The 13,588-nt window shown below is 55.6% G+C and carries 14 protein-coding genes and 1 pseudogene; 9 read left to right on the top strand and 6 right to left on the bottom strand.

Translation table 11 applies throughout. The annotated features are described in order from the left end of the window. Positions 1-54: 54 nt before the first annotated feature. Together GR212_RS26975 and GR212_RS26970 are read right to left on the bottom strand one after the other, a co-directional pair. A complete protein-coding gene (locus GR212_RS26975; RefSeq protein ID WP_163991293.1) occupies positions 55-321 on the bottom strand; it encodes a DUF2934 domain-containing protein in 267 nt (88 codons plus the stop codon). 280 nt (positions 322-601) lie between these two features. Further along, complete coding sequence (locus GR212_RS26970; protein ID WP_163991291.1) at positions 602-2,386, bottom strand: thiamine pyrophosphate-requiring protein; 1,785 nt, start codon at positions 2,384-2,386, stop codon at positions 602-604. 235 nt (positions 2,387-2,621) lie between these two features. Here GR212_RS26970 and GR212_RS26965 point away from each other — a divergent pair, with 235 nt between their 5' ends. The 7 genes from GR212_RS26965 (at position 2,622) to GR212_RS37625 (ending at position 7,195) form a co-directional block, all read left to right on the top strand. Further along, the gene (locus GR212_RS26965; protein WP_163991289.1) at positions 2,622-2,909 is read left to right on the top strand and encodes a DUF3175 domain-containing protein; all 288 of its coding nucleotides are present in this window, start codon (positions 2,622-2,624) and stop codon (positions 2,907-2,909) included. 816 nt (positions 2,910-3,725) lie between these two features. Then, positions 3,726-4,613: a Ku protein gene (locus tag GR212_RS26960; RefSeq protein WP_163991287.1), complete on the top strand. Its 888-nt coding sequence runs from the start codon at positions 3,726-3,728 to the stop codon at positions 4,611-4,613. 182 nt (positions 4,614-4,795) lie between these two features. Then, the gene (locus GR212_RS37645; RefSeq protein WP_348643551.1) at positions 4,796-5,719 is read left to right on the top strand and encodes a DNA polymerase ligase N-terminal domain-containing protein; all 924 of its coding nucleotides are present in this window, start codon (positions 4,796-4,798) and stop codon (positions 5,717-5,719) included. After that, positions 5,620-6,261, top strand: a complete 642-nt coding sequence (locus GR212_RS37640) for a hypothetical protein (RefSeq protein ID WP_348643550.1) — start codon at positions 5,620-5,622, stop codon at positions 6,259-6,261. The genes GR212_RS37645 and GR212_RS37640 overlap by 100 nt, the downstream gene beginning before the upstream one ends. A gap of 157 nt (positions 6,262-6,418) precedes the next feature. Beyond that, positions 6,419-6,850, top strand: coding sequence for a hypothetical protein (locus GR212_RS37635; RefSeq protein ID WP_348643549.1), 432 nt, complete (start codon positions 6,419-6,421; stop codon positions 6,848-6,850). Beyond that, positions 6,759-7,052, top strand: a complete 294-nt coding sequence (locus tag GR212_RS37630; RefSeq protein WP_348643555.1) for a hypothetical protein — start codon at positions 6,759-6,761, stop codon at positions 7,050-7,052. The genes GR212_RS37635 and GR212_RS37630 overlap by 92 nt, the downstream gene beginning before the upstream one ends. Further along, the gene (locus GR212_RS37625) at positions 7,004-7,195 is read left to right on the top strand and encodes a hypothetical protein (protein WP_348643548.1); all 192 of its coding nucleotides are present in this window, start codon (positions 7,004-7,006) and stop codon (positions 7,193-7,195) included. The genes GR212_RS37630 and GR212_RS37625 overlap by 49 nt, the downstream gene beginning before the upstream one ends. A gap of 9 nt (positions 7,196-7,204) precedes the next feature. On the opposite strand, the gene GR212_RS26950 is transcribed toward GR212_RS37625, so the two are convergent. Then, complete coding sequence (locus GR212_RS26950) at positions 7,205-8,008, bottom strand: Ku protein (RefSeq protein WP_163991286.1); 804 nt, start codon at positions 8,006-8,008, stop codon at positions 7,205-7,207. A 982-nt stretch (positions 8,009-8,990) separates the two neighbouring features. Beyond that, positions 8,991-9,866 (bottom strand): alpha/beta fold hydrolase, encoded by an 876-nt coding sequence (locus GR212_RS26945; RefSeq protein WP_163991284.1) that lies wholly within the window; start codon positions 9,864-9,866, stop codon positions 8,991-8,993. Between the two features lie 366 nt (positions 9,867-10,232). Between GR212_RS26945 and GR212_RS37265 the strand changes: the two are divergent. After that, positions 10,233-10,387: pseudogene (locus tag GR212_RS37265) on the top strand (DUF892 family protein); the annotation flags it as partial. Positions 10,388-10,541: 154 nt separating this feature from the next. Here GR212_RS37265 and GR212_RS26940 read toward each other — a convergent pair. Next, a complete protein-coding gene (locus GR212_RS26940) occupies positions 10,542-11,840 on the bottom strand; it encodes an NRAMP family divalent metal transporter (protein WP_246725981.1) in 1,299 nt (432 codons plus the stop codon). A gap of 227 nt (positions 11,841-12,067) precedes the next feature. On the opposite strand from GR212_RS26940, the gene GR212_RS26935 reads away from it, so the two are divergent. Continuing rightward, positions 12,068-12,283: a hypothetical protein gene (locus tag GR212_RS26935; protein WP_163991281.1), complete on the top strand. Its 216-nt coding sequence runs from the start codon at positions 12,068-12,070 to the stop codon at positions 12,281-12,283. Between the two features lie 243 nt (positions 12,284-12,526). Here the strand turns inward: GR212_RS26935 and GR212_RS26930 are convergent, their stop codons facing one another. Further along, positions 12,527-13,582 carry a response regulator gene (locus tag GR212_RS26930; RefSeq protein WP_163991279.1) on the bottom strand — a complete coding sequence of 352 codons (1,056 nt, stop codon included), beginning with the start codon at positions 13,580-13,582 and terminating at the stop codon, positions 12,527-12,529. Positions 13,583-13,588: the final 6 nt, after the last annotated feature.

Below are 13,588 nucleotides of genomic sequence, written 5' to 3'. Positions count from 1 at the left end.
TATGATTGTCGCGAAGTATTCATGGAAACGCCGCCCTTCGCGCGACTGCCTATCCTATTTATTTTCCGAAGCAAGTTCGCCAGGTTTGAAACCACCTCGACGGCTTTCGCGGGAACGGATCGCTTCAGAACTTGTCGAGCCGCTCTCTTCCGGAGCGGAAATTGAACCACTTCCCTGATCTGGAGATGAGGCAGGTGGAGGACGATCCGCTGCGGATAACTCATCTAAGGCTTCGCGCCAATGGCGCTCATCCTGACCTTGCGGACGGCCCTCAGCCTCCCATCGAGCGTAAGCGGCTTTCCTGATGTCGTCGTCACTCATGATTTTCCTCCAGCATACTGTGGCGCTCTTCAACTCGCACCAGCCGCTGTTGTTCCCAAGAAAACAAACATGCCTATCGAATTTCGGTTTGCGAAAGAATTATGTTTTTGTCGAGAGATGTTTTGGTGTCGTCACACGGTCCGTTTCCAATAGCCGCCAGCTGTCTCATTTCGATTCAGTTCGAGATCAAACGAGCAAAATACGGAAATGGGAAAAATAGATTTTGTTCAGCGATAGACAGCATCCCCCCGAGCCTCGCGATCGAGGGAATGGTATCTGGCTATCGCCGGGGGAGGATCGCGCTGAGCATTTGTCGCAAGGTTCCCTTCACGACACCGCTTTCCTCAGGGTCTCCTTTCAGCAAGACCGTGGCGAGGTTGCGCATCTGCTCGAAAGTCAGGTGCGGCGGCAGCGGCGGAACTTCCGGATCAGTCTTGACCTCCAGGAGAGCCGGTCGTCCTGCGGCAAGCGCCTCATCCCAAGCAGCTCCAAGATCCTCAGGGCGGTCTATGAAAATTCCTTTTAGCCCTATAAGTTCGGCAAATCGGTGATAGGGAACATCGGGGAGCTGTTGGGACGCATCGAATTTCGGATCACCTTCCATGACGCGTTGCTCCCAGGTCACCTGATTGAGGTCTCCATTATTAAAAACGCAGATTACAAATCGGGGATCCGACCAGTTCCGCCAGTATTTCGCGACAGTGATCAATTCAGCCATATTATTCATCTGCATGGCGCCATCACCCACAAGGCCCAAAACCGGCCGGTTCGGACACGCAACCTTAGCTGCGATCGCATAGGGAACGGCCGCACCCATGGAAGCCAGGCCGCCGGATAGAGAAGCCATCATGCCGTGTCTCATGCGCAGATCACGAGCGTACCAATTAGCACAGGAGCCGGAATCGCTTGTGACGATCGCGCCATCCGGCAATCTTTTCGAGAGCTCCCACACGACACGCTGTGGATTGACCGGATTGGCCTCCACATGCGCCCGCGTTTCCAGAATCTTCCACCAATCGCCGACATTTGTTTCGATCTGCCGACGCCAGGAAAGATCCTGCTTTTGCCTGAGTAGCGGGAGGAGGGCCTGCAAGGTCTCCCGCGCGTCTCCGACGAGATTGATCTCCATCGGATAGCGTAAGGAAAGCATATCCGGACGGATGTCGATCTGAACGCCCCGAGCATCGCCTTCCTCCGGCAAGAATTCGGAATAGGGAAATCCGGAGCCAATCATCAACAGGGTATCGCAATCGCGCATGAGATCCCAGGAAGGCTCAGTTCCAAGAAGTCCTATCGAGCCTGTAACCCAAGGCAACTCGTCCGGTAGTACCGCCTTGCCGAGCAGCGCCTTTGCTGCACCTGCGCCGAGACGATCTGCAACCGCAATGACCTCTTCAGTGGCGCCGAGCGCACCAGCTCCCACCAGCATCGCAACCCTCTTGCCTGCGTTAAGAACTTCGGCGGCGCGCATAAGATCAATCTCCTGCGGCATGGTTCTTGCCGCGACATAGCCAATGCCCGACATCACGGAGCCATGCTTACGTGGCGGCGTCTCATATGGCATTTCCTGGAGATCGTTTGGCAGGATCACTGCGGTCACGGTTTTGTTTGCGAGCGCGATACGAGCAGCGCGATCAATCAGATGGCGCACCTGCGCTGGCACGGCCGCCTGATGGACGAAATCCCCGGCAACGTCCTTGAACAAGGAAGCAAGATCAACCTCCTGCTGATAGTGCCCGCCAATTGCACGGCGTGCCTGCTGCCCGACCAATGCCAGCACTGGTTGATGATCCAGCCGAGCGTCGTAAAGGCCGGTGATGAGGTGCGTTGCGCCGGGGCCGGAGGTAGCGATACAGACACCTAGTTCACCGGAGAATTTCGCATAGGCGGATGCCATGAACGCCGCCATTTCCTCGTGACGCGCCTGGATGAACTCAATCTTTCCATCGGCACGGTTTAACGCGCCGAAGACACCGTTGATACCGTCCCCCGGATAGCCAAAGATGCGCCTCACGCCCCAATCGTAAAGACGCTGCACTATGAAATCGCCAACCGTCTTTGCCATGATTTGTCTCCGCTTGTTGCACGTCGCTTCTCGCTGAAATCACCGTGATCAAACATGCAAATGCAATTTATGTTCCCTCCGCTCGCACTTGAAAGAACCGGAAAGAAAGGGCGTAACGATCAACTCCCACCTTGGACGGGGAACATATGGCAGGAATATTTGTTAGATCTTCCGTCATGCATTATGGGCCGGCGCTGCGGACAGCTTTGTCCTGATGGCGCGAAGGAGATGAACGATGCCAAAGACGAAATCGAAAAAATGGTCCCAGAGGGTCACCGACAATAGCGACGCGATGGACCTTGAAAAAGACGTCTTCAAACAGGGCAGTGCAAAGAAGATAGCCGATTCACTCAAGCGTTCCGCCGAAGACAGCCATCGCCGCAAAGCGGGCGCGTTTCAATCCGCAATGTCCATGCTGAACTTCTACATAAACCGCGCCGGTACCCAGCTTTCGAAATCGAAGAGGGGGACGCTGGAAAAGGCGAAGGAGGAACTCAGAAAGGACTTCGGCCGCGAACCCTAGGGGGCGCGACCGAAGTCATCATCGGTCTAATGCGGTTGGCCCGGTGTCTGCCGTGTGATAGGTTCCTTCAAGAAATTTCGAAAGATGCGCGGCGTTCGGTGCTCCCATATCGATCGCGCAGGCTGCTTCCTTGGGCATCTTCTTCAAATCAAGAAAATTCGCACTATCCGTAGCTTGTCCCACCAATAGGCAGCCGGGTCGGCAGGATCGTGAAACCGACATCGTTCAAAGCCTGATCAATTTCCGCCGACGCAGGATGCACGCCGTCGTTCTTGCTGACCACGACGACAGGGCATACGACCAGAAATGGCATCTGACCCTGCAATCCCGTTCAGACAGGAAGGCATCCATGCGCTCGAAAGCTATCTTTGCGATGCTGGACAATCGCCCATCTAGATCGAGGTGCCGAAGGCGAGTATGTGGGCTTCGAGGATCTTCCGGCGAATATCCGGCCATTCGTCGGTCGGGCCTCGTCGGATTTGACGGCTGGCAGAATATTGTGATCGACACGACGGATCATCGTTGTCGCCGCATACTCTCTGGCTGTTGCCTTAGCAATTAAGAAAAAGCAGTCGATTGACGATGAGGGCCCGCCGCTCGTCTTCAACGTTGCGTTTAGTGCCACGGCTTTCGATGTCATGATTGGCCTCCTTTTTTGGATCCGCCATCCAACTGCGTAAAACCACTATCGCTTTCCATTTGATCGAGCGATGAAGGTCATGTTGCAGGACGCGACCGATGAGCGGTCTTGCCCCTCCCCAGGAACAATGCGCGCCGCATTTCGTTTGACTCCGATACTTAATCTGGAGCCAGCAAATGAGCCCGCGTGCGCAATGGAAGGGATATCTGAAGTTCGGAGAGGTCAACTGCGCGGTCGCCCTTTATACTGCGGTTTCGACCTCGGAGCGGATTTCTTTCCATACATTGAACCGGGAAACGGGCAACCGCGTAAAGCGGGAATTCGTCGACAGCGACACCGGAAAGCCGGTGCCGCGTGAGGAGCAGATCAAAGGCTATGAGCTCAACAACGGAGATTACATCGCGCTGGAGCCCGAGGAAATCACTGCTGTCGTACCGGAGAGCGACAAGGTCCTGCATGTGAAGGTTTTTCTGGCTTGCTCCGATATTGATGACGTTTATTTCGACCGGCCCTACTATCTGGCTCCCTCCACCTCCGCCAGTGAGGAGGCCTTCGCCCTGATTCGCGAAGGCATACGCAAGATGAAGGTGGCCGCCATCGCTCGTGCCGTCCTGTTTCGGCGCCTGCGCACGCTGATGATCCGCGCCCATGGCAAGGGGCTGATCGCCACCACGCTGAACTTCGACTACGAGGTTCGTTCAGCCAAGGAAGCCTTTGAGGACGTTCCCGACATCAATATCAAGGGTGAGATGCTCGATCTCGCCAAGCACATCATCGGCACGAAGGAAGGCACGTTCGACGCTGGCAAATTCGACGATCGATATGAGGCTGCGCTGACCGAACTCGTCAAAGCCAAGATCGAAGGCAAGGCAATCCCGGCACGCAAGCCGGCGAAGATCGCCAAAGTCACCGACCTTATGGACGCACTGCGCCAGAGCGCAGCCATGATTGGCAAAAGCAAAGCAAGCCCGAAACGCGCCGCCAAGAAATCGGCTTCGACCTCTGAGACGACACCGACATCGCGGGCAGCATCCTCTCCGCGGCCGCAACGCAAGGCGAGCTGATCATGGCATTGCAAACCTACCATCGTAAGCGCGACTTTACCAAGACACCGGAACCGAAGGGCCGCTCAGACAGGAGAAAAAGCTGCCGCGAGGAAAAACAGCTTCGTTATTCAGAAACATGACGCGCGTCGCCTCCAATACCATTTTCGCCTTGAACTCGATGGCATGCTGGGAGCTGGGCTGTGACCAAGGGACCGAGCCTGGTGACCGGCGAAAAGCGGCTCGCCGTACAGACCGAAGATCACCCCCTGGAATATGGCGACTTCGAAGGCACGATCCCGAAGGGCGGGTATGGCGGCGGAACGGTCATCGTCTGGGATAAAGGCTCATGGATGCCGCATGGCGACCCACACAAGAGCCTCGCCAAGGGTCATCTGGAATTCGAGCTTTACGGAAAGAAGCTGGGCGGGCGCTGGCACCTCATCGGCATGACAGGCAAACCGAGTGAGAAAAGGGAAAACCGGCTGCTGATCAAGGGGGAAGACGACGCAGCCCGTCCGGAAGGGGCGCGCCCGACATCCTTGAAGAGCGACCGGAAGCGGCCAAGACAGGACGGGTCATCAACGAAGTCGAAGCCGAGAAACCCGGTTGGTCCTCCAGGACGGGCAAGATCGATCGACGGAAGAACGCCACGAAAGGCTTCAAAAAAGACCGACAGGGCAGCAGGTGAAATCTCTACGGAATTGGAGCCCGCATTTCCTGATCCATCCATCTTGAAAGGCGCAAAGAAGGCGCCCCTGCCGGCATTCATCGAGCGTGCGCTCGCAACGCTAGTATCCAAACCGCCCTCGGGTTCGCGCTGGCTTCACGAAATCAAGTTCGACGGATATCGGCTCGAGGCTCGCATCGAGGCTGGCCGCATCAAGCTGTCGACGCGCAGCGAGCTCGACTGGACCCAAAAATTCGGCAAGGACATTATCGAGGCATTCAAAGATCTTCCTGTCGGCACTGCCGTCATCGATGGGGAGTTGTCGAGCCGGCGGCAGGCGCTTCGGACTTCTCTGCCTTGCAGGCCGATCTCAGCGAGGGCCGTAGCGACCGCTTCGTCTTCTACGCCTTCGATCTGCTATATCTTGACGGTTACGGGCTCGAGGCGTGCGCTTTGATCGCCCGCAAACAATTGCTGCAGAAGATCATTCCATCCGAGACCGGGATTCTTCGCTTCAGCAGTCATTTTGATGAAAATGGCGATCTGCTGCTGAGCCACGCATGCCAGTTGAGCCTGGAAGGGATCGTATCCAAGATCGCCGACGATCCTTATCGTCCCGGTCGCGGAAAATCATGGGTCAAATCGAAATGCTCTTCGCGGCAGGAGTTCGTTATCGGCGGCTGGGTGCCGTCGACGACATCCCGAAAGGCAATCGGTTCGCTGGTTCCCGGCGTCTATGAGGGCGGTCAACTGGATCATGTCGGCCGTGTCGGCATTGGCTATACCCATACCGTTGCCGGGCAGTTTTTTAAAAGGCTTGGCCGCCTGAAAGCGGAGGAAAGCCCGTTTTCGACCAGGCTGACGGCGGAAGAAAGCCGCGGTGTTCGCTTCGTGCGGCCCGAACTGGTGGCGAAAGTAGGGTTTCGCGCCTGGACAACTGACGGCCATTTGCGCCATGCCGCCTTTCGAGGCTCGCGGGAAAGACAAGAACCCGCTTGAGATCATCCGGGAAACACCGAAATCGTCCGCGAAGACTTCAACGGAAAAGGCCCCGCGAAGCAGCGTCGCCTTGACCCATGGCGATCGTCTCTACTGGCCGGACGAAGGCGTTACCAAGGCAGGGCTTGCGGATTACTACACACAAGTTTGACGCCATATGGGACCCTTCGTCGTCGGACGGCCGCTCGCCCTCGTGCGCTGCCCCAACGGTATCGATGGACGGCATTTCTTCCAGAAACACGTCTGGAAGGGCATGAACCGGAGCATCGCCTTGGCGAAGGATCCGCAGAATGAGGACCCATATGTGCGCATCGATGATCTGAATGGTCTGATCGGCCTGTTCCAAGCCGCGGTACTGGAAATTCATCCCTGGGGCTCGATGGTCGGTAACTGGGAAAGACCGGATATGATCATCATGGACCTTGACCCGGGGCCTGATGTCGCCTGGGCCGAGGTCATTGCGGCTGCGGAAGAAACGGGCGAGCGACTGAAACAAGCTGGCCTCGTTCCCTTTCGTCAAGACCTCGGGCGGCAAGGGGCTGCACATTGCCTGTCCGCTGGTCGCCAAGGCCGAATGGCCTGCCGTTAAAGCCTTCACCAAGGGCATCGCCGACGCGATGGCGACTGACAGCCCGGAGCGCTATGTCTCGACAATCACCAAATCCAAGCACCGTGGCAAAATCCTGATCGATTATCTCCGAAATCAGCGCGGCTCGACCGCCGTCGCACCCCTATTCGACCCGTGCGTTCAGCGGCTCCCGTTTCGATGCCCTTATCCTGGCAGGAACTAAGCCCCGCAATCGGCCCGGACTATTTCACCGTGCTCAATGTGCCGACGCGGCTTGCCGCGCTTCGGACCGACCCATGGGCTGACTTCAAATCAGCCGCCGAACCTCTGCGCCAACGGGAGACCAAACGCAAGCACAGCGCGTAGATGCGCCGATTATCGTTTCCTGGCGCCCTTCTCCTGCGAGAGGCTCTTCCGAAGTGCGTCCATGATGCTGATAACATTGGTTGGTGCGGCTTGCTCTTCTATTGCCTTTACAGGTCGCTTGCGACCCTTCTTCTTTGAGGCGATAATATCGAGAAGCTTCTCCTGTATGGGGTCGGAAACCATGCTCGGATCCCACGGCTCTTTCTGCTCTTTTATCAGCGCTTCCACCAGTTTCATCAGTTTGCTGTCGATGGCCGTTGTACCGATATCCTCAAAGTAAACCTTTTCATCGCGGACCTCGTCGCCAAACCGCAAGGTCCAAAGCACTATCCCCTTTTCACGCGGCTCCAGCATGACAGCGCGTTCGCGACGGTACATGACGAGCCGGGATATGCCGACCTTGCGGCTTGCGGCCATGGCGTCGCGGATGACGCAATATGCCTCCTCCCCGACAGGATCGTTCGGTGTCAGGTAATGCGGCGTGTCGAACCAGATCCATTCGATACTGTCTCGCGGCACGAACATCTCGATATCGATCGTCCGCGTGCTGTCCATGGCGACTGCATCAAGTTCATCATCCTCGAGCATGATGTAATCGTTGTCACCGCGCTCGTATCCTTTGACCTCGTCATCCTCTTCCACAGTCTTGCCAGTGACCGAATCCACATATTGGCTGACGATGCGGTTGCCCGTCTTTCTGTTGAGCGTATGAAAACGAACTTTGTCATTATCGCTGGTCGCAGGTGCCATTGCGACCGGGCAGGTCACGAGCGACAGCTTTAGATAGCCTTTCCAGAATGACCTTGGAGCCATGAAATGTCCTCCGAACATGACAAGAACGGTCTTTTCAGCGCTTGGTTCCCGCCGCGCCGTTTCTGAACGTGTGGCGAAAACTAAAAATAGCTGCGAGACAGCTTTTGGGACCGTAGAGGACGTTGTCCGGTTCTAGAATGGATCCGATGGCGATCATCCTGCAGGATGACGGTCAATCATCGGGCCTTCCGCTCCCGCGGCAGGCGTTTGAAAGGATCGTAAGGTGTCCTGTCGATGCCAGTGCTGGCACATGCTCAATCACCACAGTTTGAGAATACATGCCAGATTGCCGCACGCAACTTTCCTCTGACGGATCACCTCAACATCGGTATCGTTCAATCTTTTCCCGGAGTTGAAACTACCAGGCGTCCGGCTGACCTATTCGATCCGGGCGGGAACCGCCAAGTCCGACATGAACGACAGTTTCGAAAGCGAGTGCGATAAGACTGACCAACCATACCATTTGATGAGATTTTGCGTGTCCGATATTTGTTACTCGGCGAATGATACGAACGCGGATCGGAAGCGCCGCTTTGACGAAATGCGCATCCTGCTCGATCGCTCGAGCAAGTAGATTTAAAACGGAGACGAGCCGGGATAGCGTGCGTGAGAAACCGCTCGGTCGCTTCGATCGCCCGAAAAACCCGATGGTCAAGGACCAAAGCTATCAAGGACCGAGCGGGGGCACGATCACCCAGTTGGGCAGAAATCCTAAAACGACCTGACGATAGCAGTGAAGGCTTCGAATGATCGAGTATCTTGGAGGTGATCGGAGCGAGTATTGATGGGCCTCTATGCAACAATATCGCTCGCCTGGTTTATTCAGCGGGCAATTGCCCTTCCGATGTTTCGACGGTGAGCGGTGGGAGAATCCCGCTGTGTAAAGATGGCATTCCACATTCTGAATTGAGGCGAATTGAAGTCGCTTCCGGGTTCCATTACGCCTTATCCAAACAGCTCCGTTCCATTATCTAGAAAGCCCTTATCTTACGCATTCAGGTCCCTGAAAAAAACGCAGCAGCGCCTCAGAAAGGGCTTTAGGGTTCTCTTCGGCGATGTGATGGCCGCTGTCGATGCCATGGCCTTGAACGTCCGTGGCCCAAGAGCGCCATATCTCCAGAGGATCGCCGAAAAGCGCCTCCAGATCATCTCGGATCGACCACAGGCAAAGCAATGGGCAGGTTATTTTTTTGCCAGCGACCCGATCTTCCAGCTCGTGCTGTCGGTCCACGGTGAGCCCGGCTCGATAATCCTCAATCATTCCGTGAACGACCGCTGGATCATGGATTGCCGTGAGAAGATCGACATACGCAGCATGCCCCATATGGTCCGGAGCAATCTTGTTATACCAAGCAAGCGGATTGGCATTGATCGACCGCTCCGGCTTCTCAGACTGTGCAAAGAAAAACCAGTGATACCAATCGCGGGCAAATTGCCAGTCCATCCTCTCAAGATGTTCGATAATGGGGATACTGTCCATGACAGCGACCTTGTTAATAGCACCGGGGAAATCCATCGCCAAACGATAAGCCACGTAACTGCCGCGGTCATGGCCGGCGACGGAGAATTCGTCTCGCCCAAGTACCTTCATGAGGCTAAGACAGTCGATTGCTTTGGCGCGCTTTGAAGAGCCATGACTGCCCTCCTGCTCTGCCGGCTGGAACGATTTTCCAAAACCTCTCAGGTCCGGGCAAACCACTGTAAAATGCGGCGACAGCAAATCAGCGACGGCACCCCATGTCATATGAGTGCGAGGATGACCGTGGAGCAGCAGCAGCGGTGGGCCAGAGCCTCCATATCGAACGCGCAAGGCACCCTGCCCAACATCGACCATAGCAAGCTCGAATCCATTGAACACGTCTGCCTCTCCCTGATCTGGTGAGCACCCGTCGCGTCAGTGACTTTAGATTGCCCAACGGATGGTCTGGCGTTTGATAGCTGTGTTTGTCTTGCAGCCGTAACGGCGCGTAAGCGCGGATGTTCCAACTGATTTAACGTGATCCTCTCCCAGTTCTGTTCATCCGGAGCCTCGACCCTGACGGCGAAATGCATTGACGCGACCGCAGCAATGCCCGATTGCCGACATCGAAAGGCATACACGCTTCCCAACGGTTCCCGGAATTTTAACGGAGGCAGAAGGTTCGGTCACTGTCGTATCTCGAAACTTTGAAGGGATCTCAGAATGGGGTCCCGAGAAGATCTCGGGCAGCCTTTTCTTTGACAGTTGAGAGTTATCTATTTCGCTGAAAAGCAGATCGTGAAAGCTTTGCCCAGGATGGTATGGGCGCGCAATCGGAAGAAGGCAAGGCTGGCAACCTCAAGAATCGCGACGAGACGCGGGTCCAGGTCGCACGTCTTGAAGAGATATTCGAATTTCTAAACTTGTCATAAGTTTGGGTGCCTGGAGGCGGCGTTGAGAAGTGGATCTCCGTAAACACGCCCATCGGCAAAAACATGGGCGCGCATCCCTATGATTTCATCAAAACGCATACCGCAGATAACCGAGCTTCCCTTCTACGTCGGGTTTTTACTTCTAAAAGAGAGCCGCCACCGCCATGCCGACAACCGCAGCAAACATGGCGAGACAGGAAGCCCAGCCCAAAACACTCAGCCCTCTGCCGATCACAAATTGCTTCATGACCTTTGGGTTGGATGCAATGAGCATCAGGATCACCATGACGGGAACCGCGACCACGCCATTGATCACCGCACTCCAAAACAGCGCCTTCATCGGTGGGATGGGGGTAAAGTTCAGCAGCATACCAATGACGGTCGCTATACCGACCGTCGCATAGAAGGCCTTCGCCTCGCTCGGTTCACGCGACAATCCGACTTTCCATCGCGCCGCCTCGCCGACGGCGTAAGCGGCCGATCCGGCAAGCACTGGCACAGCCAAAAGGCCGGTTCCTATGATGCCCGTCGCAAAAATAATCTTGGCGAAATGCCCGGCAAGCGGCTCTATGGCTTTCGCCGCGTCGATGGAACTCTCTATATTCATCTTACCCGCCTTGTTGAGCGTGGCGGCCGTTGTCGTGATGATGGCCAGGGCTACGACATTGGATGCGGCCATTCCGATCAGCGTATCGAGAGTAATTCGAGTGTTCGCCTTCTTTGCCTCTTGAGGGTGCTCGGTCAGCGCCTCCTCTTTTGGCTTTTCCTTCAGATCTTCCGCCTCCTGCGAGGCCTGCCAGAAAAATAGATAGGGGCTGATGGTCGTCCCGAAAATCGCGACGATCATTGACCAGTAGTTCGGGTCCATCTTGAATGTTGGCAGCACCAGCCCGCGCGCGAAACTCGACCAGTCGACATGTACGACGAACAGCGTCGCGATGTAGGACAGCAATGCGAGACTCAACCACTTCAAAACCGCGACGTAGCGCTTGTATTTAAGAAGCACCTGCAGAAGGACGCATATGACGCCGAAAGCGGCAACATAGACGAGCGCGTAGCCATTCACCAGCAACTTCGCCGCGTCGCCCATCGCACCGAGGTCAGCGCCAAGGTTGATGATATTGGCAATCAGAAGCGGGACGGTGATAGCCATGCCGACCCAGCCCGGATAGCATTTGGCCATGCTGCCGGCCAGGCCCTGGCCGGTGGTCCTGCCGATGCGGGCGCTGATCATCTGTATGGCGACCATTAGCGGATATGTGAATATCAAGGTCCAACTGGCCGCGTAACCGAACTGAGCTCCAGCCTGCGAATACGTCGCTATTCCGCTCGGGTCATCATCAGACGCACCGGTCACCAGACCGGGCCCAAGGATTTCCAGGATTCGTGGTTTTGAAGATTCCACGACAGCGCTTTTATCGTCCATTTGATAGCCGCTCATGGCTGCCTCCCAGCAGAAGCCGGGACTGGGACATTTGTGTCGGTCGCGGTGCTGATAAACCGATTACGTCGTTGTTTGTTCCACAAGGCTCTGGCAGCTAAAAAGAATGCAACTGCGTGAGTGGCAGACTAGCTCGTATTCCAGATGTCTTAGTTGTATTTTGAACAGGATGGAACTTTCAGGCGCTGTATCGAGTTGCTTGATTACGACAACAAGGAGGTTCGGCAATGGAAACACAACGTGCTTACGAGCGGCGGCGAGTGATAAGGGGTGCCTCTTATTCCCTCGCGGAGTTTCAAAAGAAGTACAGCTTAGACGACGGTGTCGCCGAAAACCTCTTTGTTCGATTTGGCCCATCGGCGATTGAGCTTGATTTGCTTATGCGAGCCAAACGTTACATGCCCTCTTTCAACGATCTAACGAAAGATATGCCGCATCGATAAGGGCTTCTGGGACACGTGGGAACAAGGGCTTACTTCAACATGCTGACGAAGATAGTGACAGCCGCAAGGTGCGCCTGAGGCCGCCTGGATCGACGTTGTTTTCTCCTATTCCAATCTGAGCAAGCTCATGCGGAACAAGGAGGGCTTCTTAACGCTTCCAGAGCAGGCTCGGGAAAGACGTGAGAAGCTTGCAATTGGCCCCTGTGCGACGCCCGCGTCGTGGTCCGTATTGGGCTTAAACGGTCATTCCACGAGATTGGCCACGGGTACTTCCAGCGACAAAGAAAGCCCGTCACTCGTCCAATTTTTTGCGATCCTGCCATTGAGACCACGCAATGCAGCCTTTTCAAGTGTGGTCCCGAACCCTTCACGAAGGGAGACATCTGAAAGAGAAGAACCCTTCTCGTGCCAACCCAAATGGAAAATCTCGTCGACCGTCGAGGTTTCGATCGCAAGCCTTCCGTTCGGCGTCGAGAGCGCGCCGTACTTAGCTGCATTCGTGGTGAATTCGTGAAGAAGAAGCGCGAGCGACGTCAACGCATTTCCCACGAGCGGTGCGTCTGAACCGCTGACCACGATATGCGGCCCTTGCTCATGTTCATGATGTGCCACAATCACCCGTAGGAGAGTCTGGACGGTTGTTGCTGTTCCAGTTACATCAACGTCGTTGACAAGATCAGGCAGTATCAATTCATGGGCGCGCGCCAGCGCCTCCATACGCGATCTCAGATCGGCTTCGAGCTGGGCGACGCCAGTAGCAGCTCGAGCACTCAATGAGATCAATCCAGCTGTTATACTGAACAGGTTCTTGATCCGGTGATTGATCTCGCGCAGCAGGATATCTTTATGCTCGGCTGCCTCTCGGAGAGCTTCAGCCCGGACCGCCAATTCATCCCTTTGCGCCTCGATTTGCTGTCGCTGACGATAAAGTTCGAAAAACACGTCTACCTTGCCGCGCAGGATATCCGGCTCAATAGGTTTCTGGATGAAGTCTACAGCACCAGCCTCGTAGCCACGAAAGCGGCGCTGACCATCGGACGTTCCAGCGGTGACAAAGATAATTGGGACGCGCCGGGTGCGCTCGTTTCCTCGCATCAGTTCAGCCAGTTCAAAACCATTAAGGCCTGGCATCTGGACATCGACCAGCGCCAGAGCTACGTCGTGCTTCAGCAGGAGCTCAAGCGCTTGATCGCCCGACCGAGCCTTTAAAAGAAGAAGGTCATCGCGCCGAAGCAATGCTTCCAAGGAGAGGAGATTTTCCTCAAGATCGTCAACCAGAAGAAAGGGAACACGCGCCATGACTTG

It is taken from the genome of Martinezella lusitana (genome assembly GCF_010668395.1).
In the GTDB taxonomy this organism is placed as follows: domain Bacteria; phylum Pseudomonadota; class Alphaproteobacteria; order Rhizobiales; family Rhizobiaceae; genus Rhizobium; species Rhizobium lusitanum_A.
Note: the sequence above shows the minus strand (reverse complement) of the source record. Positions and strands in the feature narration are given on the sequence as shown.